Origin of the sequence: Rahnella sp. CFA14(1/10) (genome assembly GCF_004195095.1) — a bacterium.
In the GTDB taxonomy this organism is placed as follows: domain Bacteria; phylum Pseudomonadota; class Gammaproteobacteria; order Enterobacterales; family Enterobacteriaceae; genus Rahnella; species Rahnella perminowiae.
Window position 1 is genome coordinate 81044 of the sequence record NZ_SEWS01000001.1, and the last position, 26386, is coordinate 107429.

Here is a 26386-nt window from a genome sequence, read left to right on the forward strand (position 1 = left end):
TGTTTCCATAGAAAATATTGAAAAATTAAAGGTCTGACTTTTTGTGGAATCCATCAGCCACTACGGTGCTTTCAATATTACTTTTATCCACCTGAATCGGTGTCAATAAATAAGATGGCACCTCTTTTTTACCATTATTTAATGTGGCATTTGATTTCGGGGTTTCTCCTTTACCTAACTGCACTGCAATTTCTGCAGCATCATTGGCCAGTTTAGTAATTGGCTTGTAAACGGTCATGGTTTGAGTGCCGGCTTCGATTCGTTTAATTGCAGCAAGGTCGGCATCCTGCCCCGAAATAGCCACTTTCCCTGCCAGCCCTTGTGCTGACAGTGCCTGCACTGCGCCCCCGGCTGTTGCATCGTTAGATGCCACCACCGCATCAATTTTATTGTTGTTAGCGGTCAGGGCATTTTCCATAATTTTTAAGGCGTTTTCCGGCAACCACCCGTCAGCCCACTGATCGCCCACGATTTTAATCTTTCCGTCTTTGATGAGCGGATTCAGCACCTTCATCTGGCCAGCGCGGAACAGCTTGGCATTGTTATCCACCGGTGAGCCCCCCATCAGGAAATAATTTCCCTGCGGTACACGCTGAACCAGGCTTTGTGCCTGGAGTTCGCCGACTTTTTCATTGTCAAAAGAGATATAAAAATCAATATCCGCGTTGTTGATCATGCGGTCATACGCCAGCACTTTGATGCCTTCCTGTTTAGCTTCGGCAATCACGTTACTGAGCACTTCGCCGTTGTACGGAATGATGACCAGCACATCAACGCCGCGATTGATCATATTTTCAATCTGCGCCATTTGTGTTTCTTCATTGCCGTTGGCGGATTGCACAAAAACATCCGCTCCCAGCGTTTTGGCTTTAGCCACAAAAATATCACGGTCTTTTTGCCAGCGTTCTAAACGTAAGTCATCAATAGCCATGCCAATTTTAATTTCTTTCGCTAACCCTGACTGGCTAAAAAGCACTAATGCGGCACAGGCAGAAAGAATTACTTTATTCATTTTCATCATGTCAGACCTTTTATAAGAATAAGTAGAGGCAGATACAGAGAAGTATGTACAGCAATGACACAAGGATTGTTGTCGCTGGGTAATTAATCGGCAATTGCAGATTTTAATCACTGCATTACGATTTTTTGTTTATTTTAGGAACTATGATGGTGATCATGGTTTGATTGTAATACGCACAAGCCAGGTACTTTTATTATCGTGACGTCATGGAAAACGGGTAAAAAATGACAAGAAAAAGGGTTATTTATGCGATCTGCCGCACACTTAATAATTCTATTAAATTGAGTGTGAAATAACGTAATTGTGAGATTAAACGTCAACTCCGAAGATAGAGCCTCAGCCTCCCAGTCCCGCTGGGCCCGTTTTCAAGGAGTTATCAATGCACGCATATTTCGACAAACTCGACGCAGTCCGCTACGAAGGTGCTAACAGCACTAACCCGTTGGCATTCCGTCATTACAACCCTGAAGAAGTGATCCTCGGCAAAACGATGGCTGAGCATCTGCGTTTCGCCGCCTGTTACTGGCATACATTCTGCTGGAACGGCAACGATATGTTCGGTGTGGGTGCCTTTGATCGCCCGTGGCAGCAAGCGGGCGATGCGCTGGAACTGGCTAAACGCAAGGCGGATGTTGCATTTGAATTTTTCCAGAAACTGAACGTCCCTTATTATTGCTTCCATGACGTTGACGTCTCGCCGGAAGGCGCATCAATTAAAGAATACGTGAATAATTTTGCCATCATGACCGATGTACTGGCGCAAAAACAGGAAGCCAGCGGGGTAAAATTATTGTGGGGTACAGCTAACTGCTTCACCCATCCACGTTACGGCGCAGGCGCAGCAACCAATCCTAATCCAGAAATTTATACCTGGGCCGCCGCACAGGTTGTGCACGCTATGAACGCCACCAAACAACTGGGCGGCGAAAATTACGTGCTGTGGGGTGGCCGTGAAGGGTACGAAACCCTGCTCAACACTGATCTTCGTCAGGAACGCGAACAACTGGGTCGCTTCATGCAGATGGTGGTTGAGCATAAACATAAAATTGGTTTCCAGGGCACGCTGTTGATCGAACCCAAACCGCAGGAACCGACCAAACATCAGTACGATTATGATGTCGCTTCCGTGTATGGCTTCCTGAAACAGTTCGGTCTGGAAAAAGAGATTAAAGTGAATATCGAGGCCAATCATGCCACGCTGGCCGGTCACTCATTCCACCATGAAATTGCTAACGCAATTGCTCTCGGTATCTTCGGTTCCGTCGATGCTAACCGTGGCGACCCGCAATGTGGCTGGGATACCGATCAGTTCCCGAACAGCGTGGAAGAAAATGCACTGGTAATGTATGAAATCATCAAAGCAGGCGGTTTCACTACCGGTGGTCTGAATTTTGACTCGAAAGTTCGTCGCCAAAGCACCGATAAATATGACCTGTTCTACGGCCATATCGGCGGAATGGACACCATGGCGCTGGCGCTGAAAGTGGCAGCCCGTATGATTGAAAGCCGTGAACTCGATAAGCACGTTGCCCAGCGTTACGCTGGCTGGAACACAGAATTAGGTCAGCAGATCCTGCAAGGCAAAATGTCACTGGAAACCCTGAGCAGCTATGCGCAACAAAATGCGCTGGCTCCTCAGCACCAGAGCGGTCAGCAGGAGCGTCTGGAAAATCTGGTTAACCGCTACCTGTTTGGTTAACCGGTTAAAATAAGTTGGCGCCCTGCCCGCTATAGGCGGAATTGCAGGGCGTTAAACGTTACAGGTTCGGATCAACAGATAAGGGAAAATTATGTATCTCGGATTAGATCTGGGCACCTCTGGCGTCAAAGTCATTTTGCTTAGCGAAGAAGGTGGGGTGGTCGCCAGCCACAGTGAGGCGTTAACCCTTTCCCGCCCGCATCCGTTGTGGTCTGAGCAAAATCCTGCCGACTGGTGGGATGCAACGGACCGCGCAGTATCTGCACTGTCACAACAACACTCTCTGCGGGGTGTAAAAGCGATTGGCCTGACCGGTCAGATGCATGGCGCAACTCTGCTGGACGCACAGCAAAAAGTCTTACGTCCGGCCATTTTATGGAACGACGGTCGCAGTTTCAGCCAGTGTCAGCAACTGGAGGCGGAAGTCCCTACGTCCCGCCAGATCACCGGTAACCTGATGATGCCTGGTTTTACTGCCCCTAAGCTGCTCTGGTTGCGTAAAAACGAACCGGCTGTATTTGCTAAAATAAACAAGGTCTTGCTGCCAAAAGATTATCTGCGCTGGCTGATAACCGGCGTTTTCGCCAGCGATATGTCAGATGCCGCTGGCACGATGTGGCTGGATGTTGCCAGGCGCGACTGGAGCGACGCATTACTTACTGCAACCGGCCTGACCCGCGAACAGATGCCCGCTCTTTTCGAAGGCAACCAGATTACCGGGCATCTGCTGCCTGAAATCGCCTCACGCTGGAATATGGATTCCGTGCCCGTGATTGCCGGTGGTGGTGATAATGCGGCGGGTGCCGTTGGTGTCGGATTATACAAAACCGGACAAGCTATGCTTTCCCTCGGCACATCCGGTGTATATTTCGCCGTCAGCGACGGTTTCCTGAGTAATCCGCAGCAGGCAGTACACAGTTTCTGTCATGCGCTGCCGGATACCTGGCATTTGATGTCCGTCATACTTAGCGCCGCCTCATGTCTGGATTGGGCCGCAAAACTGACTGGCTCCGCATCCGTTGGCGAACTGATCAATCTGGCTGAAAAGGCTTCGGGCGCAAATGCACCTGTATGGTTTTTGCCGTATCTCTCCGGCGAGCGGACTCCATATAATAACCCGAATGCCAAAGGTGTTTTGTTCGGTCTGACACATCAGCATGGCCCTGCGGATATCGCCCGTGCTGTTCTCGAAGGTGTCGGTTTCGCGCTGGCTGACGGCATGGATGTGCTGCATGCAACCGGCCTGGTACCGCACAGCGTCACCCTCATTGGCGGCGGTGCCCGCAGCCCGTACTGGCGTCAGATGCTGGCAGACATCAGCGGCAAAACGCTGGAATACCGTACGGGTGGCGACGTCGGCCCCGCACTTGGCGCAGCGCGTTTAGCGCAAATCGCCATGAATCCAGGAAAACCGCCGGAGCAGTTCCTGCCGGAACTGCCACTTGAGCAAGTGCATCAGCCGGATGCTGATAAGCACACTGCGTATGCGGAACGGAGGAAAGTGTTCAGGGAGTTGTATGTGAGACTTGAGGGATTGATGTAATGGCGGATTGGCCATCAGGGCAATGTCAATGAAGGCCTGATCGGGAAGATTTCGGTTTCTCAAGTGCAGCGGTCACCTGAAGCACAGTGCCGAAACCGACCAGAGGGGAAAAGCTTTTCCCCTCTGAACTCCCCTCGCTTTTTCAAACACGTGATCCGCGCGCCGGCTATGTTTCAGGTATCGCAGCGACAGGCTGGAAATCTTGCCGCTGCGCGGTGCCTTCTCTCGGTCCTGGAGCCTCTGGTCTCCAGGCCGCTCCGTTCAGCAAGATTCCTGAATCGCCCGCACGATCTTTAAATCAACGGCAGACTGTTTTTCATCCTTTAAAAGGTTGATTGGCGTGCTCAAAAATGGCACCGAATGAATGGTTCGAGACCTATGGCTCGAAGCCTGAAATTCGGGAATCGCGCAGCGATGACATTTTGCGCCACACACTGATGCACCAGAATATGTCCTTCATACCAGCGATAGCGCGCAGTGAAAAAAGCGCGGAGTCCAGAGGCCCGCGCGTTACCGGGTCTCTGGTCGGTGTGGGCCGACGCCCACGGTTTTGCAGTTGCAGTTAAAAATGACAGTTCAAGGGTAAATCCCCTTGAAGGTTGTCTTCTTCCTCGGCTCCGACATAATCCCCTCCAGCGCTTCGACACATTTCAGATAATGCGCTGTTTTTTTGTGCGCCAGTACAGCCTCGTTATCCTGATAGGCTTCATAGATAAAGAATCGTGTCGGTACCGACTCATCCTGCAGCACATCAAACCTGAGATTTCCCGGTTCCTTCACCGCGCCCAAATGATTAGCGTGAAATACCGCCAGGAACTCATCCACCTTTTCCGGGTGAATGTTAATTTCGACCAGTGTCACTTCCATGATTCACCCCTTTTCGCTCAGGAACAGTTCGTAGGCATGGACCACGCTGGCGTTTTCATGTACCACCGCCTTCACCGCTTTTAGCATCGCGACCGGCGATTCAGACTGGAAGATGTTGCGCCCCATATCCACTCCGGAAGCGCCCTGATCAATAGCCTGATAACACATTTCCAGCGCCTCACGTTCCGGCAGTTTTTTACCGCCTGCAATCACGATGGGTACCGGACATCCCGCTGCCACACGCTCAAAACCTTCATCGACGTAATAGGTTTTGATAATGTTCGCGCCCATTTCAGCAGCAATTCGGGTTGCCAGCGAGAAGTAACGCTGATCACGCGCCATATCTTTACCCACACCGGTCACCGCCATGGTCGGCATGCCATAACGCATCCCCTGATCAACCAGCTGGATGATGTTTTTAATCGACTGATGTTCATATTCACTGCCGATATATACCTGTGCCGCCATTGCTGCGACATTCAGGCGCAGCGCATCTTCTATCGCTACCGCCACCGCTTCATTTGAGAGTTCAGTCAGGATAGAGTTACCGCCGGAAGCCCGCATCACTACGGGTTTGTTCACCGCAGCAGGCACCACGCTGCGCAGCACGCCACGGGTACACATCAGTACGTCAGTGTGCGCAAACAAAGGCGCAATATTAATGTCGATACGTTCAAGACCCGTCGTCGGCCCCTGAAAATAGCCATGATCAAATGCCAGCATAACCGTCCGGCCTGAATGAGGATTGAAAATCCGCGCCAGCCGCGATTGCATTCCCCAGTCAAGCTGACCGCTGCCTTTGAGGAAAAATGCGTGATTGTCCTGCGGCGTGCCAATGCCGAAATTTTTACCGTCTCTGATATCGTCCAGATCTGCCATTTCATTTTCTCCTTACTCGTCAGAAGTCATATTTGCCAATGTTGTCTTTGGTGAAGACCACGCGTTCGGGCAGTAAAACGATGCCGTTACCTTTGGCCTCATACTGGTAGCCCTGCACACTGTTCGGTACCACTTCCACCGCTCCGACATCCGGCACATCCAGTTTGTCGCCCACGTTAAGCTCGCCTTTTTTCAGTAACTGATCAGCAACGTAAACCGAAATCTTGCCCTGACTGACCACATCCCACAGGCCAAACTGTTTCACCGTGCCGCGTTCAACATACGGCCGCATAACGTTTGGTGTGCTGAAGCCGACGATAGTCACGTTCGTCCGTTTAAGATTTTCCGCCGCCTGCGCGGCTGCCGGTAATGCGTTGGCATCAGGCGCAATGATTGCGTCAAGGTCCCCGTAGGATTTAAGGATACCTTCGGCGGTTTGTAGCGATTTGGTGGCGTCGTTATAGCCGTATTGTGTGGTGACGATTTCCCAACCCGGATGCTCTTTGGCGATTTTGGTTTTTGCCTCTTTCACCCACTGGTTCTGGTCGGTAACCGTCGGGCTGGAATAAAAAAATGCCACCTTGGCCTTTTCTTTTTTCACCTGACTGGAGGTCATATCCACCAGCATCGAGCCAAGTTGCTGCGGCGTGCCCTGATTGATGTAAATCGAGCGGCATTCCGGTTTGGTATCAGAATCCCAGGTCAGCACTTTCACACCACGTTGCATGGCACGTTTGAGCGCCGGGCACAGACCATCGGGTGACACTGCAGCAACCACAATCGCGTTATATCCCTGATTGACGAAGTTGTTGATCATCTGCACCTGACCGGACACGCTCGGTTCCGTGGGCCCGTCATAGGTCACGTCTGCCCCCAACGCTTTACCGGCGGCCATTGCGCCGTTACCCCCACTGGTGAAATAACCGACGCCCACCAGTTTTGGAATAAACGCGATGCGTTCAGCCGCCTGCGCATTGAGGCAGGCCAGGCTTACAGCACTGGCAATTAATAAGGTTTTCAAACAATTGGATTTCATTATTCACCCCGGCTTATTGAGAAATAGATGGTTTCGACGTCAAGGAAGAAGAAGACGCAGACCCGCGCTGGCGATAACGCTGGAATACACTGCGGATAAGATCACGATTGAGACTGGCAGAACGGCCAATAACCACCAGGATCAGCAGTGCCCCCGAAAGTGCGCTTGAGACCTGGCTCGATACGCCAACCATCTGCAACCCCTGCTGGAGATAGCCGATCAGCAGCGTCGCCAGCGCCGTGCCGAGAATAGAACCTGAACCGCCGTAGATATTGGCGCCGCCGAGCACCACAGCGGTAATCGCCGGCATCAGCAAAGCATTGCCGAGATCAGAACGGGCTGAGCCGAAGTATGAAGTCATCAGAATGGCGGCCACAGCAGATGCCAGCCCGGTCATGCCGTATAACGCGAAAACTGTGCGACTGACCGGCAGCGCGCCATAACGCGCCACACGCGAATTCTGACCGATAAGAAACACGTTGCGGCCGGTGCGACTGCGGTGCATCAATAGCCAGAATAAAAGTGTGGCGGCCAGGAAAATCAGCAGTGGCACCGGCACGCCGATGACCACCAGATTGGCGAAATTGGTAAAGGTATCCGGAAAATTACCGATGCCTTCAAAACCCGTTGCGCCCGCCAGTCCGGAAAGCAGCAAGGCGCTGCCGCCGAACAGATAAAGTGTGCCGAGCGTAATAACCAGCGGATTAACGCCGGTATAAAGGATCAGTGCTGCATTCAGTAAACCGCAGGCAGCGCCGAGCGCCAGCGTAAGGGGTATCGCCAGTACCAGCGGTACGTGTGCCTGAAATAATACGCCGAGCGCGATGGCGCACAGACCGATGGTTGAACCGAACGAAATGTCTATGCCGCCGCTGACAATCACCAGCGTCAGCGGCAACGCCACGATGCCGATGGTGATGAAATCGCTGGTGCTGAACAGCAGCGTACTGGCATCCAGCATGCGCGGATTGGCGACACCGAACAGTAAAATTTCCACGATCAACAGCGCCAGCAGCGCCGCTTCCCAGCCATATTGTTGCAGTTTGTTCATTACACCACCCCGCTCTTTTTGCCGGTACTTAACCGCCGCGTGAGATTTTTTTGCGGCTGTGATTTACGTTCAGAAGGTTTCTTTGGTGGCGGCTGAGTGGCAGAAAGAAAACGGGCGTATTTCTGGCGGCGCAGGTTTTTCTGCAAGGCCTGACGCAATCTGCCGTCGAACACCAGTACGGCCAGCAACACCAGACCGGCGATGAAATCGTTCCACCAGGCCGGAAAACGTAACAGCACCAGCACACTGTCGATTTGTGTGAGGAAATACGCCCCGAGTACGGCACCCAGTATTGAACCTGTACCACCGAGCAGGCTGATGCCGCCAAGGACACAGGCTGCGATAGCTTTCATCTCCAGCCCGCTGCCGGTCTGATTGGGCACGAAACCAATTTGCGAGGCGAATACGATCCCGGCAATGGCAGCCATCATGCCGTTAATGCCGAATGCAAGAATGCGTACACGGTTAACCGCCACGCCGAGCTGCCGTGCACCCTGTAAATTGTCACCGACAGCGTAGAAGCTGCGCCCGAATGTCGTGCGTCCGAGTATCCAGAACATCACCGCCAGCAATACAATGACCAGCCAGCCGAGCGAAGACACACTCAGGAAAACCGGTTCAGATAAAGATTTCAGCCCGGCGGGTAAGCCTTCAATCCATTTACCGCCGGTCATCAGCAGCATCAGACCGCGGTATAAGCCCAGCGTACCGAGAGTGGCAACGATTGCCGGAATACGCAGCCACGCGACCAGCACACCATTGAATAATCCGGCCAGTAAACCGGTGCCGAGTGTGAGCAGACAGGCCAGCGACAGGTTCATACCGCCGTTAAGCAGGACGCCCAGCGTTACGGCGCACAACCCCGTAACGGAGCCGACCGAAACGTCGATATTGCGGGTCAGCATGACGACGGTTGCCCCCATTGCCAGCAACATCAGGATCTGCGCACTGCCGAAAATCATGCCCAGCGTCTGGAAGCTGAATGACTGGCTGTCCATCGTACCGAGCAAGGCAAACAGCGCAATAATCGCTATCAGCGCCGTCAGTTCACGGTTGTTTTGTATCCGCTTCAGCATGAGGTTCCTCCGGTAGCGGGAGTGTTGGCATGATTACCAAACGCAATGTGCATGATGTTGCTGACGTTGATGTCGCTGCCCTGCAACTCGCCGCTCATTTCGCCCTGATGCATGACGAATACCCGATCCGCCAGCCCTTCGATTTCATCCAGATCAGAAGAAATCAGGATCACTGCAACGTTCTGTTGCACCACGCTGCGCAACAGCTGGTAAATGTCAGCACGTGCTGACACATCCACGCCGCGCGTTGGTTCATCGACAATCAGCACCGCAGGTTGTGCTTCCAGGCATTTAGCAATAAGCAGTTTTTGCTGATTTCCGCCGGAAAGTGTGCGGGCGGTTTGTGCACCGTCGCGGTATTTAATACCCAGCGCACGGTGATAACGTTCCAGCACGGCGGCTTCACGTTTGATATTCAGCCACCAGCTCTGACGGTTGAAGGTCAGTGAGGTGGTGTTCCAGCTTAATGGTGCATCGAGATAGAGGCCGGACGCCTGGCGGTCTTCCGGCAGATACACCAGCCCCTTTTTCAGCCGCTGTAATGTGTTCATTCCGCTGATGTCTTGTTGCATCAGTACAACCTGACCACTTTGCGCCCCGCGCAGGCCATACAGGGTTTCGGCCAGTTCCGTACGTCCTGCGCCCACCACACCTGCCAGCCCGACGATTTCTCCTGCGCGGGCGCTGAATGAAATATTGATAAACCCTTCGCCGGTCAGGTTTAGTACCTGTAAGACGGGCTCACTGCCGGCCCTATCACGCCGGGAGCCGGGTAAATCCAGCCACAGCTTTTGTTCTGCCGGCAGCGCGGTGTCCTGTGAATGCGGGGTAATGGCACGAATCAGCGCATCGTTATCCAGTTCGGCAAGCCTGCCGCTGAGCGCAATTTTGCCATCACGCATCACACTGACCCGGTCCGCAATGGCACGAATTTCAGGCAGTTTGTGCGAGATAAACACCACGCCGACACCCTGTCCGGTGAGATGCCGGACCTGGGTGAATAAACGGGCGGATTCTGCCGGTGTCAGCGAGGCGGTCGGTTCATCAAGGATCAACAGTCGCGCGTCACGCATCAGCCCGCGCAGAATTTCCACCAGTTGCTGATCGGCCACTTCAAGGGTTCCGGCCAGCGCACCCAGCGGTAAATTGCAGCCCAGCCCAGTGAGCGTCTGCTGCAATTTTTTTTCGCTTGCCTGATGTGCAGGCAGACGGAAAAGAATGTTTTCGCGCACGGTCAGGCTGGGGAACAGCATCGGCTCTTGCGGAACCAGATAAATCCCTGCCTGATGTGCTTTTGCCGGTGACAGCGCCAGTAAAGGTTCGCCGCCAAGCAGTAACGTGCCGCAATCGGCCATTTCTACACCGGCAATAATTTTCATCAGTGTCGATTTACCTGCCCCGTTGCCGCCCAGCAGCGCGTGGACTTCTCCGTACAGTAGGCTGAAATCGATGTCTTTCAGCACCGCCACACCGGAGAAGCTTTTACTGACACCGCTGACCTGCAACAGCAGGTCCGTGGTTTGCAGGTCTGCTGATAACTGTTTGCTGCTCTGCATACACCGGCCTCTGGCTTGATACATTTAGTGAACAAATGTATTTGTTATTTAACATTGTTCATAAAGCTAGACCGAGGCGACAGGGAAAACTTTTGTACTGATCACAGTTTGTTCAACTCATATACTCTGCGTTATGATTCAGGCGGTAATCATTTGAATTTTGCCAAACACATCACAGTTAACAACATTTCGTTAACGAACAATTGATCTACATTTTGATAAGTGTTCACTATGAATGATAAGACAACGCTTTCCGATTTGACTAACCATCCGGAATTCAGCATGGGTGAAGAGGAACTGCTGGCGCGCACCGCGTGGTTTTATTACCACGACGGCCTGACCCAGAATGAAATTGGTGAACGGCTTGGTTTGACGCGGCTGAAAGTGTCACGCCTGCTGGAAAAAGGCCGACAGTCAGGGGTGATCCGCGTACAAATTAACTCGCGTTTTGAGGGGTGTTTATCGCTGGAAAACACACTGCTCAAACGCTTTGGTTTACAGCAGATCCGTGTGCTGCCCCAGTTGGCCGACGGTGCGTTGAGTGCAAGGCTGGGGATTGGCGCAGCGCACATGCTGATGGCATTGCTCAGGCCGGGGCAATTGCTGGCGGTGGGTTTTGGTGAAACGGCGATGAGCACGCTGCAACATCTGAGCGGGTTCATCTCCTCGCAGCAAATTCGCATGGTGACGCTTTCCGGCGGCGTCGGGCCTTATATGACCGGAATTGGTCAGCTTGACGCGGCGTGCGGTGTGAGCATTATTCCTGCGCCGCTGCGCGCATCATCAGCCAGCGTGGCGGCCATTTTTCGTCAGGAACGTAATGTCCACGATGTCATGCTGGCTGCCTGCGCGGCAGATATTGCGGTCGTCGGCATTGGTTCGCTGAACCAGAAACAGGAGGCGACCATTTTACGCTCCGGTTATATCAGCGAAGGTGAGCAGCTATTATTTGGCCGAAAAGGCGCGGTCGGCGACATTCTCGGTTTCTTCATGCAGCGCAACGGTGAGCTGGCAGAAAACATGGCGATCCACGATGAGCTGATTGCCGTCGCGCCGGACGAACTGGCCAGCATTCCGACGGTGTTAGGCGTCGCAGGTGGTGTCGAGAAAGCCGAAGCCATCGTTGCGGCGCTGAAAGGCAAACGAATTAACGCACTGGTAACTGAAGAGAGCACAGCAAGAGCCATGCTGGCGCTGCTCGACTGACCCGCAGGGAGTGAGGGGCGTGGCGGTCAGGTAAACGGTGCCCGATAAACTGGCACGAGAGAACATTCTGATGACCTCTACCCTAAACTCTGATCACGATCGCAGCTACCTGATGGCGCTGGATGCGGGCACCGGCAGCATCCGCGCGGTGATTTTCAATTCCGAAGGCCAACAGATTGCTGCCGGACAGGCTGAATGGATCCATCTGGCGGTGCCGGATGTACCCGGTTCGATGGAGTTTGATCTGCAAAAAAACTGGCAACTGGCCTGCCAGTGTATCCGTCAGGCGTTGCAGGAGGCGCATCTTCCTGCCTCTGCGATCCGTGCCGTGGCGGCCTGCTCCATGCGCGAAGGCATCGTACTGTACGACAAATCCGGTGAGCCCCTCTGGGCCTGTGCCAATGTGGATGCCCGCGCCAGCCGTGAAGTTTCCGAATTAAAAGAGATCCATGATTTCGAATTTGAACGCGAAGTCTATGAATGCTCCGGTCAGACTCTGGCGCTGAGCGCCATGCCGCGTCTGCTGTGGCTGGCACATCACCGCCCGGACATTTACCGTCAGGCCGCCACCATCACCATGATCAGCGACTGGCTGGCGTACATGCTCAGCGGCGAACTGGCGGTTGATCCGTCAAATGCCGGCACGACCGGGATGCTGGATTTAGCCACCCGCAACTGGCGGCCTGAGCTGCTGGATATGGCCGGTCTGCGCGCCGATATGCTTTCTCCGGTGGCTGAAACCGGTACGCGCCTTGGTTATGTCACCGCCCGCGCGGCCGACGCTTGTGGTCTGACAACCGGAACGCCGGTCGGCATGGGCGGCGGAGACGCACAACTGGGCACACTGGGACTCGGGCTGGTGCACCCCGGCCAGACCGCCGTTCTCGGCGGCACGTTCTGGCAGCAAATCGTCAACCTGCCTCAGGCGGTCACCGATCCCGAAATGAATATCCGCGTTAATCCGCACGTCATTCCCGGCATGGCACAGGCGGAATCCATCAGTTTCTTCACCGGCCTGACCATGCGCTGGTTCCGCGACGCATTCTGTACCGAAGAGAAAACCATGGCGCACCGTCTTGGCGTAGACGCTTACAGCTTGCTGGAAGACATGGCCGCCCGCGTACCTGTCGGTGCCTGGGGCGTCACGCCAGTGTTCTCCGATGCCATGCATTTCAAAAACTGGTATCACGCGGCACCGTCATTCATCAATCTGTCTATCGATCCGGAAAAGTGCAATAAACCGGTACTCTTCCGTGCATTAGAAGAAAATGCCGCCATCGTCTCGGCCTGTAATCTGGATATGATCGCCCGGTTTTCCGGTGTACGTGCCCGATCGCTGGTGTTTTCCGGCGGGGGTTCAAAAGGAAAATTATGGTGTCAGATTTTAAGTGATGTTACCGGTGTTCCGGTCCATGTGCCCGTGGTGAAAGAAGCCACCGCACTGGGTTGTGCAATTGCCGCAGGCGTTGCAGCAGGTCTCTACTCGTCCCTCGCTGAAACCGGCGAATCACTGGTGCGCTGGGAGCGAGAATATCAACCGGATGTCGCCAATCATGCAAAATATCTGGTGCAGAAAGCGAACTGGCAGGAAGTGTATGCGGATCAACTGGGACTGGTGGACAGGCAACTGACGACGTCGATGTGGAAAGCGCCAGGACTTTAAAGATAGTTTCGGAATGCTTCCTCCCCTGCGAAGGGGAGGAGTAATCCAAATCTGGCGTTATTTAACACTCGCCATCGGCGGATCCATCGCCACTTTGCCTTTCACGGCTTTGTTTTTCACTCTTCTCGACCACATCGCGGTCAGTATCGGCACGAGAACTGAAGTGACAATCACTGATGTGGCAACCAGCGCAGTGGCGGCCGGCGCAATCGGTTTAAACTGCGGCACCATTTCGGCAATCAGCACCGGTGTTGCCACGGCGGCACCGGCTGAACTGGAGGCCGCAATACCGGCTGTTCCGTCACCGCCTCCGATGAATTTATCGGCGAGGATCAGCGGAATACCCGTAATGACAATGACGGCTACGCCCAGTAATACGCCTAACAGACCGGTTTGCGCGATAACGGTCAGGTTGATGGTATTACCCAATGCGAAGGCGAAGAATGGGATCAGCGTTTGTACTGCTTTGCTGAAGAATTCACGCAGTTCAGGGTCGAGATTGCCTAAGCCGAAACCGACCAGAAATGGCAACACGGCGCCGACGAAGACGTGCGGTTCAAAAGAGGCGATACCGGCAGTGCCGAGGATCACCATGGTCATCAGCGGGCCGGATTCAAGAGACATCAGCACAAACGCGCCCGCCTCTTCTTTTGTGCCGTATTGTTGCATCACCGAGGCATACAGGCCACCGTTGGTCATATCCATTGATGCAACCAGCGCCAGCACCGAAAGCCCGGCGAAGAAGCCAAATTCCACACCGTTCTCCGGCATGAACCGTGATGCCACTGCCGCAACAATCCAGGCGACCGCTATCTTAGTGACAACCAGTGTGCCGGATTTACGCAATACCGTACCGGTTGCGCTGAGTTTGATGGAGGCACCCATGCAGAAAAACCACACCGCCAGAATCGGTACAGTACCGGTCATCAGTCCGTTGGTGAAGGAACCAAAATATTTACCGGAATCAGGCGCGAAGGTATGACACAAGGCACCGATAAAGAGAGGGACCAACATCATCCCGCCAGGGATTTTTTCTATCGCTCGTTTAATGTGCATAATTTTCACCTGATTTAAAAAGTAACAGACTCCGAATGCCGCTACGTTATCCATTTATCAGGCTGATAAAAGTGATTCACTTCATAAATTGAAACGATGTTTCTATTTTTTAGATCGCTAGTTTTATAAATTTATTTCGTCAATATTTGATTTCGGAGGGAAATCACATTTTCGAACTATTTGTACAAAAATTCTTAACGCACAAAAACAAAAAAGCCCGCAGCAGTGGTCTGTGCGGGCCGGGTGTCACGCAAGATATCAGCTCAGCGAGGAAGTGCCGAAAGCCTGCTGCCAGTCAGCATCAAACTTTTCCACCGCAGCCTGCACCGCTGGCGTGCTGAATAGCTGTTCAGCCACATCAACCGGCAACGTGATGGACTGACAGCCCGCCAGCAGACACTCTATGGCCTGACGCGGCGTTTTGAAACTCGCGGCCAGTACTTTTGATTGCGGCGCGTGCAGGCTCAGTAAGGTCTGTAAATCTTTCACCATGGCAATGCCGTCACCCCCCTGGGCATCAAGCCTGTTCACGTAAGGCGCGACGTATTCCGCCCCGGCCAGTGCCGAGAGTAACCCCTGACCTGCCCCGTACACCGCGGTACCCAACGTCGGAACGTTCATGCCCTTGAGCTTTTTGATAGCTGCCAGACCTTCACCGGTCACCGGCACCTTCACCACTAAGCCGGACACCCGTTGTGTCAGTAACAACGCTTCTGCCACCATTTGTTCGGCATCAGCAGCCATCACCTGCGCGAATAATTTACCGTTACCGCCCAGGGCATCACGCAGTGCAGGCAGCACTTCCCACAGCGATTTTCCTTCTTTTGCCACAATGCTCGGATTGGTGGTAACACCCTGTAATGGCAGGATGCGCGATAAGCGTTTTACAGCGATGACATTGGCAGTATCGAGATAGAGCTCCATAACTTCCTTCCTGAACGTGTGAGTGAATGCAAAGTTCAGTGAGTGTACGCCTGGAAGCAGACGGTTTGTTGATCATCGTCAAAATCACTTTCGAATGAAAGATAGTAAATTACGAAAGAAGCATTAAACGCCAAGGAGCGTCGACATGATTTTCAATGTACAGCGTTATTCCACACACGATGGGCCAGGGATCCGCACGGTGGTTTTTCTGAAAGGTTGTTCCCTGAAATGTACCTGGTGCCAGAATCCGGAAAGCCGCTCCGCCACGGCTGACGTGCTGTACGACGCGCGTTTGTGCAGTGCGGATTGTCAGCACTGCGCAAAGACTTTTCCCCATGCGGTCAGCGTGGTAAATGGCAGGATTACGGTTCGCAGGGCGCAATTCCAGGCAGAAGATCTCTGTCAGATTGAACAGGTTTGCCCTTCCGGCGCGCTGAGTGTGTGCGGAGATAACGCGAATATTGACGCCCTGATGCAGCAAATCCTGCGGGATAAGCCTTTTTATACCCGCACCGGCGGCGGTGTAACGCTTTCCGGCGGCGAACCGTTTATGCAGCCACACACTGCACTGAACCTGCTGCAACGTTGCCGTCATGAAGGCCTGCATACCGCCGTGGAAAGCTGTCTGCATGTGCCGTGGCACTACATTCAACCCTCGCTGGGCGCGCTGGATTTAATGCTGGCCGATCTCAAGCATGTTGCCGATGAACCTTTCCGGCGCCTGACCGGGGGTTCCGCCAAAAGGGTGAAAGATAATTTCCGTCGTCTGGCCGCCGCCGGGCAAAAGCTTATCGTCCGCGTACCGTTAATTCCTGAGTTTAATGCTGATCGCGCTTCCATCCGCCAGATTGTTGATTTTGCCGCCAATGAAACCGGCTGCGAAGCTATCCATTTTTTGCCGTACCACACGCTGGGCATCAATAAATATGCCCTGCTGGGACAACCCTATCTGGCCCCGCGCCAGCCGTTAAATGACCCTGACCTGCTGACGTTTGCCGAAGAATACGCCACAGAAAAAGGACTTTGTGCACAGTTAAGAGGATAAGAAAAATGACCCAACTGAATCTGAACACCCTTTCGGCCCGTATTCTTTCTCACAAAGAAGCGCTGATCCACATCGTGAAGCCACCGGTGTGTACCGAGCGCGCACAGCACTACACGCAGGTTTATCAACAGCATGCTGACAAACCGCTTGCCATTCGCCGGGCACTGGCACTGGCCGAACATTTGCGTCAACGTACTATCTGGATCAAACACGATGAGCTGATCGTCGGTAATCAGGCCAGCGAAGTGCGCGCTGCGCCGATTTTCCCGGAATACACGGTGGGCTGGATCGAAAGTGAAATTGATGCGCTTGCTGACCGGCCGGGTGCGGGTTTTGCAGTCAGTGAAGCCAATAAGAAAATCCTGCATGAAATCTACCCGTGGTGGCGCGGCCAGACCGTACAGGACCGCTGCTACGGTATGTTCACTGATGAACAGAAAGCCCTGCTCGACAGTGGTATCGTGAAAGCTGAAGGCAATATGACCTCCGGCGATGCCCACCTGGCGGTGAATTTTCCGCTGTTGCTGCAGCTGGGTCTGGACGGGTTGCGCAGTAAGGTGGATGAGCGTCGCAGCCGCATTAAACTGACTGACTGGGAAGACCTGCATAAAGAACAACTGCTGAAAGCCATTGATATCACGCTGGCAGCTGTCAGCGATCACGTCGTGCGTTTCGCCCGGCTGGCGCGTGATATGGCTGCGACACAAACCCGCGAGCCGCGCCGCAACGAGTTGCTGACGATCGCGGCTAACTGCGACGTCATTGCCCACCAGCCACCGCAAAACTTCTGGCAGGCATTACAACTGTGCTATTTCATCCAGTTGATTTTACAAATCGAATCCAACGGCCACTCAGTGTCATTCGGTCGTATGGATCAGTATCTTTATCCGTTCTGGCGTCGTGATGTCGAACTGGAACAAACGCTGGCGCATGACCAGGGCATTGAGCTGCTGCAAAGCTGCTGGCTGAAATTGCTGGAAGTCAACAAGATCCGCTCCGGTACTCATTCCAAAGCCTCGGCGGGCAGTCCGCTGTACCAGAACGTCACCATCGGCGGACAGACTTTACATAATGATGTCGCCTGCGATGCTGTAAATCCGCTGTCATATGCCATTTTAGAATCCTGCGGACAATTGCGGTCCACTCAGCCCAATCTCAGCGTGCGCTATCACGCCGGAATGAGCAGTGATTTCCTTGATGCCTGCGTGCAGGTGATCCGCTGTGGTTTCGGCATGCCTGCCTTTAATAACGACGAAATTGTTATTCCTGAATTCATCAAACTGGGGGTCGAAAAACAGGATGCCTATGACTATGCTGCCATCGGCTGTATCGAAACGGCGGTCGGTGGCAAATGGGGCTATCGCTGTACCGGCATGAGTTTTATCAATTTTGCCCGCGTCATGCTTGCCGCACTGGAACAGGGGTACGATGCCAGGAGCCATACCCGTTTCCTGCCGCAGGAGCGTGGTTTGTCACAAGGGAATTTTGATAATTTCGAACAGGTGTTTGCACAATGGGACCAGCAGATCCGCTATTACACCCGCAAATCCATCGAAATTGAGTGTGTGGTAGATACCATTCTGGAAGAAAATGCGCAGGATATTCTGTGTTCGGCACTGGTCGATGACTGTATCGAACGCGGGAAGACCATCAAGCAAGGCGGCGCAAAATACGACTGGGTTTCCGGTTTGCAGGTCGGGATCGCCAATCTGGGTAACAGTCTGGTGGCGGTGAAAAAACTGGTATTCGATCAGGGTGTGATCGGCCAGCAGGAACTGGCTCACGCACTGGCATCGGATTATGCGGGGCTGGACGGTGAACGACTGCGTCAGCGGCTGATTAACGGTGCAGAGAAATATGGCAACGATCATGATGAGGTCGATAATCTGCTGGTGCGTGCGTATCAGTGCTACATCGATGAACTGTCGAATTATCACAATACCCGTTTCGGACGCGGCCCGGTCGGTGGCACGTATTATGCGGGTACATCGTCTATTTCTGCCAATGTGCCGTTTGGTGCCGCCACCACGGCCACACCGGACGGACGTAAGGCCTTCACACCGCTGGCGGAAGGGGCCAGCCCGGCATCCGGCACCGATCATCTCGGGCCGACGGCCGTATTTAATTCTCTGGGTAAATTGCCAACAGCAGCTATTCTCGGCGGCGTACTGCTCAATCAGAAACTGAATCCGGCATCACTTGAAAATGAAAGCGATCGCGAGACGTTAATGTTGATGTTGCGGACATTCTTTGAGGAACATCGTGGCTGGCATGTTCAGTACAACATTGTTTCCCGCGAGACATTGCTGAAAGCCCGTGAGGAACCGCAGAATTATCGCGACCTTGTGGTACGTGTTGCGGGGTACTCGGCATTCTTTACGGCCTTATCCCCGGAGGCGCAGGATGATATTATCGCCCGTACTGAACATTCACTGTAAAGTTCGCATCTGAATTTTACTTTCTCCGGGCGGCGCAGGTCGCCCTTATTTTGGGCGGTTATGAACGACAGACAGCAAGTTATTTTGCAATGGGTCAATGATAAGCAACGCATCAGCGTCAGTGAGTTGTCACAGATTTGTCAGGTGTCGGAAGTGACGATCCGTCACGATCTTACATTGCTGGAACAGCGACATTACCTGCGACGTGCCCACGGTTTCGCTGTCGCGATCCAGACAGATGACGTGGATACCCGCATGATGTCGAACTTCGCGCAGAAACAAAAACTGGCGAAATTTGCAGCGTCACTGATCCATGACGGTGAAACCGTATTTTTCGAAAGCGGCAGCAGCATCGCCCTGCTGGCCCAATATCTTACCGACAAAAAAAATCTGACGGTGATTACCGTCAGTAGTTATGTCGCTTCTCTGCTGAAAAGTATGCCCTGTGACGTGGTTCTGCTTGGCGGGATGTATCAGAAAACCAGCCAGACCGTAGTCGGCCCGCTGACCAGACTGTGCCTGCAACAGATGAATTTCAGCAAAGCGTTCATGGGCATCGACGGCTTCACTGACACCACCGGTTTTACCGGCCGTGACATGTTACGTGCAGATGTGGTGAATGCAGTGGTGGCAAAAGGGGCGGAAAATATCGTTTTGACGGATTCATCGAAATTCGGTCAAATAAATCTCAACCCGCTCGGACCGGTCAGCGCCTTCAGCCAGGTCATCACTGACGACAAATTATTACCGGACTACCAGCAGCAACTTTCCGCCGCTGGAATTAAGGTCAGCCTGGTCGGCTGACCTTGGGTATGACGACGATCATTGACCATAGTAAGCGTTTTTGCCGTGTTTACGCAGGTAATGTTTATCCAGTAATTGCGGCTGCATATCGGGTAACTGCGGCGTTAACTGGCGGGAGAAGATGCCCATGTAGGCGACTTCCTCCAGCACTACAGCGTTATGCACGGCATTATCGGCATCTTTCCCCCAGGCAAACGGCCCGTGCGAATGCACCAGTACGGCCGGAATATCTGCCGGTGACAAATTTCTTTCTGCAAAAGTTTTGACGATCACTTCTCCGGTTTCCCATTCATAACGCCCGGCGATTTCCTCCTCGGTCATCAGCCGCGTGCAGGGGATATTACCGTAGAAGTAATCTGCATGGGTGGTGCCCCAGGCGGGGATGTCCAAACCGGCCTGCGCCCAGATGGTGGCGTGGCGCGAATGTGTATGGACAATACCCCCTGCTTCGGGGAAATTCAGATACAGCACCCGGTGGGTATCAGTATCCGAAGACGGCTTTTTACTGCCCTCGACGATTTTTCCTGTCTCCAGTTCTACCACCACCATGTCGTCCACACCCATGTGGTCATATTCCACGCCTGAGGGTTTAATCACGACCAGCCCAAGTTTGCGGTCAACGGCGCTGACATTTCCCCAGGTAAAGGTCACCAGATTATGGCGAGGCAGTGCCAGGTTAGCCTCTAATACCTGCTCTTTCAGTTGTCTTAGCATCGTGGTTTCCTCTTATTGCGATGCTTTATTGTCTGGGTGGCCGGTGGATGCAGGTATGGGGGAAATCGCTAAAGAGTACGTACAGTTCTGCTGCAAACGTAAAAGTGCCCGTTTGTTCTATAAACCGTTGAAGATCTGTCCAGCTCTTTAGTTTTTTGTGTGGTGAGGAAGAGCATCTTTAGTGAATTAAGATTATTCACCTAGTGAATAGATATCACTTTTATTATTTTTAACTCACGGATGCACAATTGCGTCTGGATAGGAGAAAAATTATGATGCTCGTAAATAAACGTGTTGCCAGTATTGCACTGGTTCTGACTCTGGCGATGTCTGTCAGCGCTTGTGGTAACTGGTCTAAGCGTGACCGTAACACCGCAATCGGTGCGGGTGCGGGTGCGCTGGGTGGTGCAGTGCTGACTGACGGCAGTACCTTAGGGACGTTAGGTGGTGCGGCAGTCGGTGGTATCGTCGGACACCAGGTCAGTAAATAAAACAACCGGGAGATGAATTCTATTTAACTGGCATCAAAAAACGTAAGCGTTAAGCAACGAATAAAGCTAAAAATAGGATTGGGTTGTTTTTCAGGTCAACTTTATTGTCATCACACAGATGACAAACAATGTGTTTTCGCGTTGTGATATCTCTAAAACCTAAAGCAAGATGCTGCACCTTTGCGGATGCAGCATCTTATTATGAACAGTCGATCATTTACCGGTCAATCAGCCACCCGCCAGTTTCACTTTCATTCCTTTCGCTTCCAGCAACTGTTTGAGCAGGTCACGTTTATCGCCCTGGATCTCAATCACGCCGTCTTTCACAGCACCGCCACAACCGCATTTCTTTTTCAGTTCACCCGCAAGTTTTTCAAGTGCAATATCATCAAGATCGATACCGGTAATGAGGCTCACCCCCTTCCCTTTGCGCCCGCTTGTCTGGCGCTGAATACGCACTATACCGTCACCTTTCGGACGTTCCGTCACGGGTTTAGGCTCTTCAATTCTGCCGCTGTCGGTTGAATAAACTAAACGGCTGTTACTGTCATTGCTCATCGTATTTCCTTCTCAGTCTCAGCTCAATGAGGCAAGAATTTCACCTAAGGCCTGCGCCGGATCGGCAGCCTGCGTGATTGGACGACCAATCACCATATAGTCCACGCCCGCCGCCAGTGCTTGCTGAGGGGTCATGATACGACGCTGATCATCCGCTTTGCTGCCAGCCGGACGGATACCTGGCGTTACCAGTTTGAACGTCTGCCCGAGTGCGGATTTAAAGCGCGTCGCTTCCTGCGCGGAACACACAACACCGTCAAGGCCGCAGTCGCGAGTCAGGCGCGCCAGACGTTCAGCATAATCAGCCGGAGAAAGTTCGATACCTAAATCCGCCAGATCGCTGTCTTCCATACTGGTCAGCACGGTAACGGCAATCAGTAACGGCGCTTCTTTACCAAAAGGTGCCAGCGCTTCTTTGGCCGCCGTCATCATGCGAGCCCCCCCGCTGGCATGCACGTTCACCATCCAGACCCCCAGTTCTGCCGCTGCAGCCACAGCGCGCGCGGTGGTGTTAGGAATATCGTGGAATTTCAGATCCAGAAAGACGTCGAAACCACGGTTTTGCAGATCTTTGATCATCTGCGGACCAAAATGGGTAAACATCTCTTTGCCAATTTTCAGACGGCAATCACGTGGATCTATTTTGTCGGCGAAGGCCAGTGCCGAAGATTTATCTGCGTAATCGAGAGCGACAACAATCGGCGATGTATTTAAGTCTTTGTTGTTGCTGTTATTTATGGACTTCATTTCGTCAGCCTCTTGTCAGTTTTTAAATCAGGAAGGAAAAATATCATTTTTGCCGCCCGCATTTTACATGGCAAGTCACTGAATTCACAGCTACACCTAATGTGACAGTTTTATTAAATTTTTGTGATGCACTAGACGACGCAACAAGGCTGGCATAGCTTGTTCATTTTACTCTAAGGAAAGGCTGAAAAATGAGTGAGATAACTACCCTGACCGTTAAAATCCCGGTTGAATTAAAAGAACTGATCAAAAACGCCGCTGCCGACGCGGAACATTCATTAAGTGCAGAAGTCGCGGCACGCCTGGAAGAGAGTTTTAACCCTGCTGCGCCGAAAGGTAAAAAAGCCGCAAAAGCCACTGAACACGAAATTGATAATCAGCATCTTGCAGAAGAGACGGAACCGGCACTGACCACCAAAGAAATCAAGAAATTACGCACCTTACTCAGTGCACGTAAAACAAGCAGCAAGAAAAAGTAAAAGTCATCCCGCTCCCCTTAATAATTCGCGTTACCCGGCACATGGACGAAACCCGAATCACTGCGTCATGTCAGTGATTCGGGTGGGAAAATGTCGCTGACACCTCAGCAATGCGAACAGGACAGAGGAAATTATTGGCCGTCCAGGCCCCGGATTGGCTTTATCGTCGCCCAGCCACGGCATGACGGGCAATGCCAGTACAGCGAATGCGCGGTAAAACCGCATTTATGGCAACGATAGCGTGGCTTGGTACGGATCTGTTCACCCACCATATCCCGCAGCAATACCAGACTCTCTTTCGCACGCCCTTCTTCCGCATCTGCCAGATGGTAATCCATCAGATGATGGAACACCCGCATGGTCGGATGGCGTTGCAACTGGCGGTTGATATAGCTTTGCGCGGTCTCACGCCCTTCTTCCTCATGGATGATTTCAGCCAGCAACAGCTCTGCCGTAGCGCCGGTATTTTCGTCCACGCAACGTTTGAGAAACTCCGCCCATGCCAGCGTATCGTCAAGATTCTGGTAACACTCCTGCAGCATTGGCAACGCTTCGCTGACCAGCTCTTTATCCTGTTCCAGCACACGTTGTAAGGCTTCCGTCGCTTTGCGGTATTCACCCTGCGCCAGAAAGATTCGCCCCTGCATAATTGAAACACGTGCACAAAGTTTGTCTGCTGCTGCAGCTTTCTTCAGTAAGCCGGTCGCCTTATCGAAGTCTTCCGAAACCATCGCCTGCAATGCCAGCTCACACCAGAAATGCGCAATTTCTTTGCGCCGATTTTCTTTACCGAGCTTAACCAGACGTTCTGCCACGTCGATGGCGTTCTGCCAGTCGCTGGTGGCCTGATGAATAATCAACAGCTGTTCCAGCGCAAACAGCTGGAAATCCTGCTCTTTCACCAGCTGGTTGAACATGTCTTCCGCACGGTCATAGAAACCGGCAGCCATATAATCGCGTCCCAGTTGCTGTATGGCGAGCAGCCGCTGTTCGAAAGTCAGCGAAGCGCTTTCCATCAGTGACTGGTGAATACGGATCGCGCGATCAACTTCACCGCGGGAGCGGAACAGGTTACCCAGAGTCAGGTGCGCTTCGACCGTACTGCTGTCCTCTTTCAACATTTCGAGGAACAGGTCGACCGCTTTATCCTGCTGATTGGAAAGCAGGAAGTTAACGCCCGCGACGTATTCACGTGACAGGCGGTTAGCATTTTCCTGTTTGTCCTGCTGAGAACTTCTGCGCCCCATATACCAGCCATAAGCGGCCGCAACGGGCAACAACAGAAACAGCAGTTCTAACATAGAGGATTATTCCTTGCTGACATCGTAAGATGCTGTGGGCGGCGTAACGGCAGCCGCGGGTTCGATTTGTTGCTCAAGGCGTTTGATTTTACGCTGGGCACGACCCAGTGACAGACGTACGCGCAGATAGAACAAACCACAGATTATCCAGCCAAGAATAAAACCGGTCGCGAACAGTACGGCAAGCAGTGTGGAAACACGGTAGTCCCCCTGCGCCAGCAAATAATTGAAGGTCACAGTCTGATCGTTATGGGCACCCAGGGTGATAGAAATCACAACGATGACCAGCAAAAATAAAAAAATCAGCAGATATTTCACATTCATTCCTGTAATGCCGGATGTACCGGATGAATTATGCCAAAAACTCTCGTTCCGACCTAATAAGTTAGCATTTCCGCACAAAGCAGGGAAACATTGCGAAGGCTTTAAATGCAGTCTGTAGAGACTTTATTCGACATTTTTGTGGTGCCGTGAACACCACCGCAATCTGGACTATGAAAAATATATGGGGATGAAAACGATGAATTAAAGGGGGGCAGAACAAGCCCCCTGAGGTTTCGGACCGTATGGGATCAGAAGCCGTGACTATTCTCGCTCGCTGATTTCCCGCTTTTCTGCCGGTGGCGGTGTCAGCGGTCCGACATAACGCTCTGTCAGCCAGCAGGCCAGCATGACCAGAAGCCAGCTGATGCCTACAGATGCCATCAGGTCACGCGGCCAGTGCATGCCAAGCATCAGTCTGCTGCCCATCACCACTACCGCCCACACCATCAGCACGGTGACCGTTTTATAGTGTTTACGCTGCCATAAAAGACCGATACCCAGTAAAGCCCAGGTCGCGGCAAACATCGTGTGGCCTGAAGGGAACGCGTACCCTGTGTCGTTCTGCCAGCTTTTGTTCAGCCAGTGCGGGATTTGCACATTATCGCCCAGGATGTCTTTCACCTGTCGTGCACGTGCTTTATTTTTCAGGGCGTAAAACTCACCGATGTTCATTTGATGGTCCGCCCCCAGCCATGCGACATACGGCCGGGGCTCGCGGACTTCACCTTTGATAAAATCTTTAACATACTGACCGGCCAGCAATGATAAGACGATGATCACCACCAGCACGGCTGCCGGTTTAAGCCTGAATCTCAGGCACCACAGAACCCAGCCGCAGAGGATCACAGTAGTCAAAATTCCCCATGGCTCACTCACCGTTTCCGTGACCCAATAAAGCGGACGTAGCACGGCGGGGTCACCACCCGGTGTCCACATCCAGCCGCTTATCCACACCGCAGCGGGCATCAGTAATAAAAGAACAGCTCCCAGCGCGGTGCGTCTGGCGATATCAAACATAATCGTCCCTTCAGTCATGCGAAAAAGAGTTGGAGTGTAGCAACGTTATTATTGCTTAACATTCCTTTGACGTGAGTTGTTGAAGAAGCGGTTATAATTCATAAGTTATGAACTAATCGTTCAAATATTCCCGCTAAACTGTGACCCAAACTGTGGCAAAATGATGCCTGTCATGATGGAAAGGCACCGATTCCCTATCCAGAGGCCGCATCGGAAAGTAGGATGCGCATCAACAAGTAAAATATTTACTGTAAATAAAGACTATTTGTGGTTTTTTTGGAGCGTAAAATGCAGCTGAAACGGGTGGCAGAAGCCAATCTGCCAACACCTTGGGGCGATTTCCTGATGGTGGGTTTTGAAGAATTGGCCACCGGACACGACCATCTGGCGTTAGTTTTTGGCGATATCACTGGCGATACGCCGGTTCTCGCGCGCGTTCACTCCGAGTGTCTGACTGGTGATGCCTTATTCAGCCTGCGCTGTGACTGCGGCTTTCAGCTCGAAGCTGCACTGAATCATATCGCTGAAGAAGGCCGGGGCATCCTGATGTATCACCGTCAGGAAGGCCGTAACATCGGTTTGCTGAATAAAATCCGCGCATACGCTTTACAGGACAAAGGCTACGACACGGTCGAGGCTAATCATCAGCTCGGGTTCGCCGCAGATGAGCGTGACTTCACGCTGTGCGCCGACATGTTCAAGCTGCTGGGCGTGGATTCAGTGCGCCTGCTGACCAACAATCCGAAAAAAGTTGAAATTCTGACCGAAGCTGGCATTAACATCACCGAACGCGTTCCGCTGATCGTTGGTCGTAATCCGGAAAACGAACGTTACCTGTCGACTAAAGCCGCCAAAATGGGCCACCTGCTCGATAAATAAGGCTGTTATAGT

General features: G+C 52.6%; 25 protein-coding genes. 10 read left to right on the forward strand and 15 right to left on the reverse strand.

The features are described 5' to 3' along the window. Window positions 1-25: 25 nt before the first annotated feature. Entirely contained in the window at window positions 26-1018 is a 993-nt protein-coding gene (xylF, locus tag EVX52_RS00415) for a D-xylose ABC transporter substrate-binding protein (protein WP_129952122.1), read from the reverse strand. A gap of 382 nt (window positions 1019-1400) precedes the next feature. Here xylF and xylA point away from each other — a divergent pair, with 382 nt between their 5' ends. Continuing rightward, window positions 1401-2720: a xylose isomerase gene (xylA, locus tag EVX52_RS00420; protein WP_129951531.1), complete on the forward strand. Its 1320-nt coding sequence runs from the start codon at window positions 1401-1403 to the stop codon at window positions 2718-2720. Between the two features lie 91 nt (window positions 2721-2811). Then, complete coding sequence (gene xylB, locus EVX52_RS00425) at window positions 2812-4263, forward strand: xylulokinase (RefSeq protein ID WP_129990379.1); 1452 nt, start codon at window positions 2812-2814, stop codon at window positions 4261-4263. A 576-nt stretch (window positions 4264-4839) separates the two neighbouring features. On the opposite strand, the gene lsrG is transcribed toward xylB, so the two are convergent. The 6 genes from lsrG to lsrA are packed head-to-tail and all read right to left on the reverse strand — an operon-like array spanning window position 4840 to window position 10728. Next, a complete protein-coding gene (gene lsrG / locus EVX52_RS00430; RefSeq protein ID WP_129990380.1) occupies window positions 4840-5130 on the reverse strand; it encodes a (4S)-4-hydroxy-5-phosphonooxypentane-2,3-dione isomerase in 291 nt (96 codons plus the stop codon). Between the two features lie 3 nt (window positions 5131-5133). Continuing rightward, window positions 5134-6009: a 3-hydroxy-5-phosphonooxypentane-2,4-dione thiolase gene (lsrF, locus tag EVX52_RS00435; protein ID WP_129990381.1), complete on the reverse strand. Its 876-nt coding sequence runs from the start codon at window positions 6007-6009 to the stop codon at window positions 5134-5136. Between the two features lie 19 nt (window positions 6010-6028). Next, complete coding sequence (gene lsrB, locus EVX52_RS00440) at window positions 6029-7045, reverse strand: autoinducer 2 ABC transporter substrate-binding protein LsrB (RefSeq protein WP_129951535.1); 1017 nt, start codon at window positions 7043-7045, stop codon at window positions 6029-6031. A 13-nt stretch (window positions 7046-7058) separates the two neighbouring features. Further along, window positions 7059-8096 (reverse strand): autoinducer 2 ABC transporter permease LsrD, encoded by a 1038-nt coding sequence (lsrD, locus tag EVX52_RS00445; protein ID WP_129951536.1) that lies wholly within the window; start codon window positions 8094-8096, stop codon window positions 7059-7061. Beyond that, entirely contained in the window at window positions 8096-9172 is a 1077-nt protein-coding gene (lsrC, locus tag EVX52_RS00450; RefSeq protein WP_129951537.1) for an autoinducer 2 ABC transporter permease LsrC, read from the reverse strand. The genes lsrD and lsrC overlap by 1 nt, the downstream gene beginning before the upstream one ends. Then, window positions 9166-10728 (reverse strand): autoinducer 2 ABC transporter ATP-binding protein LsrA, encoded by a 1563-nt coding sequence (gene lsrA, locus EVX52_RS00455; protein ID WP_129990382.1) that lies wholly within the window; start codon window positions 10726-10728, stop codon window positions 9166-9168. The genes lsrC and lsrA overlap by 7 nt, the downstream gene beginning before the upstream one ends. A 231-nt stretch (window positions 10729-10959) precedes the next feature. Here lsrA and lsrR point away from each other — a divergent pair, with 231 nt between their 5' ends. Then, window positions 10960-11934 (forward strand): transcriptional regulator LsrR, encoded by a 975-nt coding sequence (lsrR, locus tag EVX52_RS00460; RefSeq protein ID WP_129990383.1) that lies wholly within the window; start codon window positions 10960-10962, stop codon window positions 11932-11934. Between the two features lie 70 nt (window positions 11935-12004). Next, a complete protein-coding gene (lsrK, locus tag EVX52_RS00465) occupies window positions 12005-13597 on the forward strand; it encodes an autoinducer-2 kinase (protein ID WP_129990384.1) in 1593 nt (530 codons plus the stop codon). Window positions 13598-13654: 57 nt separating this feature from the next. Here the strand turns inward: lsrK and kdgT are convergent, their stop codons facing one another. Then, window positions 13655-14653 carry a 2-keto-3-deoxygluconate transporter gene (gene kdgT / locus EVX52_RS00470; protein WP_129951541.1) on the reverse strand — a complete coding sequence of 333 codons (999 nt, stop codon included), beginning with the start codon at window positions 14651-14653 and terminating at the stop codon, window positions 13655-13657. A gap of 258 nt (window positions 14654-14911) precedes the next feature. Further along, window positions 14912-15577, reverse strand: a complete 666-nt coding sequence (gene fsa / locus EVX52_RS00475) for a fructose-6-phosphate aldolase (RefSeq protein ID WP_129951542.1) — start codon at window positions 15575-15577, stop codon at window positions 14912-14914. 145 nt (window positions 15578-15722) lie between these two features. Here fsa and EVX52_RS00480 point away from each other — a divergent pair, with 145 nt between their 5' ends. From EVX52_RS00480 to EVX52_RS00490, 3 genes are read left to right on the forward strand one after another with little or no spacing between them, the layout of a single operon-like run. Further along, window positions 15723-16622 carry a glycyl-radical enzyme activating protein gene (locus EVX52_RS00480; protein WP_129951543.1) on the forward strand — a complete coding sequence of 300 codons (900 nt, stop codon included), beginning with the start codon at window positions 15723-15725 and terminating at the stop codon, window positions 16620-16622. 5 nt (window positions 16623-16627) lie between these two features. Next, the gene (locus EVX52_RS00485; protein ID WP_129990385.1) at window positions 16628-19060 is read left to right on the forward strand and encodes a formate C-acetyltransferase/glycerol dehydratase family glycyl radical enzyme; all 2433 of its coding nucleotides are present in this window, start codon (window positions 16628-16630) and stop codon (window positions 19058-19060) included. Window positions 19061-19120: 60 nt separating this feature from the next. After that, the gene (locus EVX52_RS00490) at window positions 19121-19864 is read left to right on the forward strand and encodes a DNA-binding transcriptional regulator YciT (RefSeq protein WP_129990386.1); all 744 of its coding nucleotides are present in this window, start codon (window positions 19121-19123) and stop codon (window positions 19862-19864) included. An 18-nt stretch (window positions 19865-19882) separates the two neighbouring features. Here EVX52_RS00490 and araD read toward each other — a convergent pair whose 3' ends face one another. Continuing rightward, a complete protein-coding gene (araD, locus tag EVX52_RS00495) occupies window positions 19883-20578 on the reverse strand; it encodes an L-ribulose-5-phosphate 4-epimerase (protein WP_129990387.1) in 696 nt (231 codons plus the stop codon). A 272-nt stretch (window positions 20579-20850) separates the two neighbouring features. Between araD and osmB the strand changes: the two genes are divergently transcribed. Then, on the forward strand, window positions 20851-21069 hold the full coding sequence (gene osmB / locus EVX52_RS00500) for an osmotically-inducible lipoprotein OsmB (protein ID WP_015697121.1): 219 nt from the start codon (window positions 20851-20853) through the stop codon (window positions 21067-21069). Window positions 21070-21297: 228 nt separating this feature from the next. Here the strand turns inward: osmB and yciH are convergent, their stop codons facing one another. Then, on the reverse strand, window positions 21298-21627 hold the full coding sequence (gene yciH, locus EVX52_RS00505) for a stress response translation initiation inhibitor YciH (protein WP_129951547.1): 330 nt from the start codon (window positions 21625-21627) through the stop codon (window positions 21298-21300). 18 nt (window positions 21628-21645) lie between these two features. Continuing rightward, on the reverse strand, window positions 21646-22374 hold the full coding sequence (gene pyrF / locus EVX52_RS00510) for an orotidine-5'-phosphate decarboxylase (protein ID WP_129951548.1): 729 nt from the start codon (window positions 22372-22374) through the stop codon (window positions 21646-21648). A gap of 191 nt (window positions 22375-22565) precedes the next feature. Between pyrF and EVX52_RS00515 the strand changes: the two genes are divergently transcribed. Continuing rightward, window positions 22566-22853, forward strand: coding sequence for a hypothetical protein (locus EVX52_RS00515; protein WP_015697118.1), 288 nt, complete (start codon window positions 22566-22568; stop codon window positions 22851-22853). Window positions 22854-22984: 131 nt separating this feature from the next. Here the strand turns inward: EVX52_RS00515 and lapB are convergent, their stop codons facing one another. The 3 genes from lapB to pgpB form a co-directional block, all read right to left on the reverse strand. After that, window positions 22985-24154 carry a lipopolysaccharide assembly protein LapB gene (gene lapB / locus EVX52_RS00520; protein WP_129951549.1) on the reverse strand — a complete coding sequence of 390 codons (1170 nt, stop codon included), beginning with the start codon at window positions 24152-24154 and terminating at the stop codon, window positions 22985-22987. Between the two features lie 6 nt (window positions 24155-24160). Further along, window positions 24161-24472, reverse strand: a complete 312-nt coding sequence (locus EVX52_RS00525) for a LapA family protein (RefSeq protein WP_129951550.1) — start codon at window positions 24470-24472, stop codon at window positions 24161-24163. 267 nt (window positions 24473-24739) lie between these two features. Further along, window positions 24740-25495 (reverse strand): phosphatidylglycerophosphatase B, encoded by a 756-nt coding sequence (pgpB, locus tag EVX52_RS00530; protein ID WP_129990388.1) that lies wholly within the window; start codon window positions 25493-25495, stop codon window positions 24740-24742. Between the two features lie 288 nt (window positions 25496-25783). On the opposite strand from pgpB, the gene ribA reads away from it, so the two are divergent. Then, the gene (gene ribA / locus EVX52_RS00535; protein ID WP_129951552.1) at window positions 25784-26374 is read left to right on the forward strand and encodes a GTP cyclohydrolase II; all 591 of its coding nucleotides are present in this window, start codon (window positions 25784-25786) and stop codon (window positions 26372-26374) included. Window positions 26375-26386 lie beyond the last annotated feature (12 nt).

Coding starts and splice junctions, on each gene's coding strand:
- xylF (WP_129952122.1), bottom strand. CDS start 1,018: ATGAAAATGAATAAAGTAATTCTTTCTGCCTGTGCCGCATTAGTGCTT.
- xylA (WP_129951531.1), top strand. CDS start 1,401: ATGCACGCATATTTCGACAAACTCGACGCAGTCCGCTACGAAGGTGCT.
- xylB (WP_129990379.1), top strand. CDS start 2,812: ATGTATCTCGGATTAGATCTGGGCACCTCTGGCGTCAAAGTCATTTTG.
- lsrG (WP_129990380.1), bottom strand. CDS start 5,130: ATGGAAGTGACACTGGTCGAAATTAACATTCACCCGGAAAAGGTGGAT.
- lsrF (WP_129990381.1), bottom strand. CDS start 6,009: ATGGCAGATCTGGACGATATCAGAGACGGTAAAAATTTCGGCATTGGC.
- lsrB (WP_129951535.1), bottom strand. CDS start 7,045: ATGAAATCCAATTGTTTGAAAACCTTATTAATTGCCAGTGCTGTAAGC.
- lsrD (WP_129951536.1), bottom strand. CDS start 8,096: ATGAACAAACTGCAACAATATGGCTGGGAAGCGGCGCTGCTGGCGCTG.
- lsrC (WP_129951537.1), bottom strand. CDS start 9,172: ATGCTGAAGCGGATACAAAACAACCGTGAACTGACGGCGCTGATAGCG.
- lsrA (WP_129990382.1), bottom strand. CDS start 10,728: ATGCAGAGCAGCAAACAGTTATCAGCAGACCTGCAAACCACGGACCTG.
- lsrR (WP_129990383.1), top strand. CDS start 10,960: ATGAATGATAAGACAACGCTTTCCGATTTGACTAACCATCCGGAATTC.
- lsrK (WP_129990384.1), top strand. CDS start 12,005: ATGACCTCTACCCTAAACTCTGATCACGATCGCAGCTACCTGATGGCG.
- kdgT (WP_129951541.1), bottom strand. CDS start 14,653: ATGCACATTAAACGAGCGATAGAAAAAATCCCTGGCGGGATGATGTTG.
- fsa (WP_129951542.1), bottom strand. CDS start 15,577: ATGGAGCTCTATCTCGATACTGCCAATGTCATCGCTGTAAAACGCTTA.
- EVX52_RS00480 (WP_129951543.1), top strand. CDS start 15,723: ATGATTTTCAATGTACAGCGTTATTCCACACACGATGGGCCAGGGATC.
- EVX52_RS00485 (WP_129990385.1), top strand. CDS start 16,628: ATGACCCAACTGAATCTGAACACCCTTTCGGCCCGTATTCTTTCTCAC.
- EVX52_RS00490 (WP_129990386.1), top strand. CDS start 19,121: ATGAACGACAGACAGCAAGTTATTTTGCAATGGGTCAATGATAAGCAA.
- araD (WP_129990387.1), bottom strand. CDS start 20,578: ATGCTAAGACAACTGAAAGAGCAGGTATTAGAGGCTAACCTGGCACTG.
- osmB (WP_015697121.1), top strand. CDS start 20,851: ATGATGCTCGTAAATAAACGTGTTGCCAGTATTGCACTGGTTCTGACT.
- yciH (WP_129951547.1), bottom strand. CDS start 21,627: ATGAGCAATGACAGTAACAGCCGTTTAGTTTATTCAACCGACAGCGGC.
- pyrF (WP_129951548.1), bottom strand. CDS start 22,374: ATGAAGTCCATAAATAACAGCAACAACAAAGACTTAAATACATCGCCG.
- EVX52_RS00515 (WP_015697118.1), top strand. CDS start 22,566: ATGAGTGAGATAACTACCCTGACCGTTAAAATCCCGGTTGAATTAAAA.
- lapB (WP_129951549.1), bottom strand. CDS start 24,154: ATGTTAGAACTGCTGTTTCTGTTGTTGCCCGTTGCGGCCGCTTATGGC.
- pgpB (WP_129990388.1), bottom strand. CDS start 25,495: ATGTTTGATATCGCCAGACGCACCGCGCTGGGAGCTGTTCTTTTATTA.
- ribA (WP_129951552.1), top strand. CDS start 25,784: ATGCAGCTGAAACGGGTGGCAGAAGCCAATCTGCCAACACCTTGGGGC.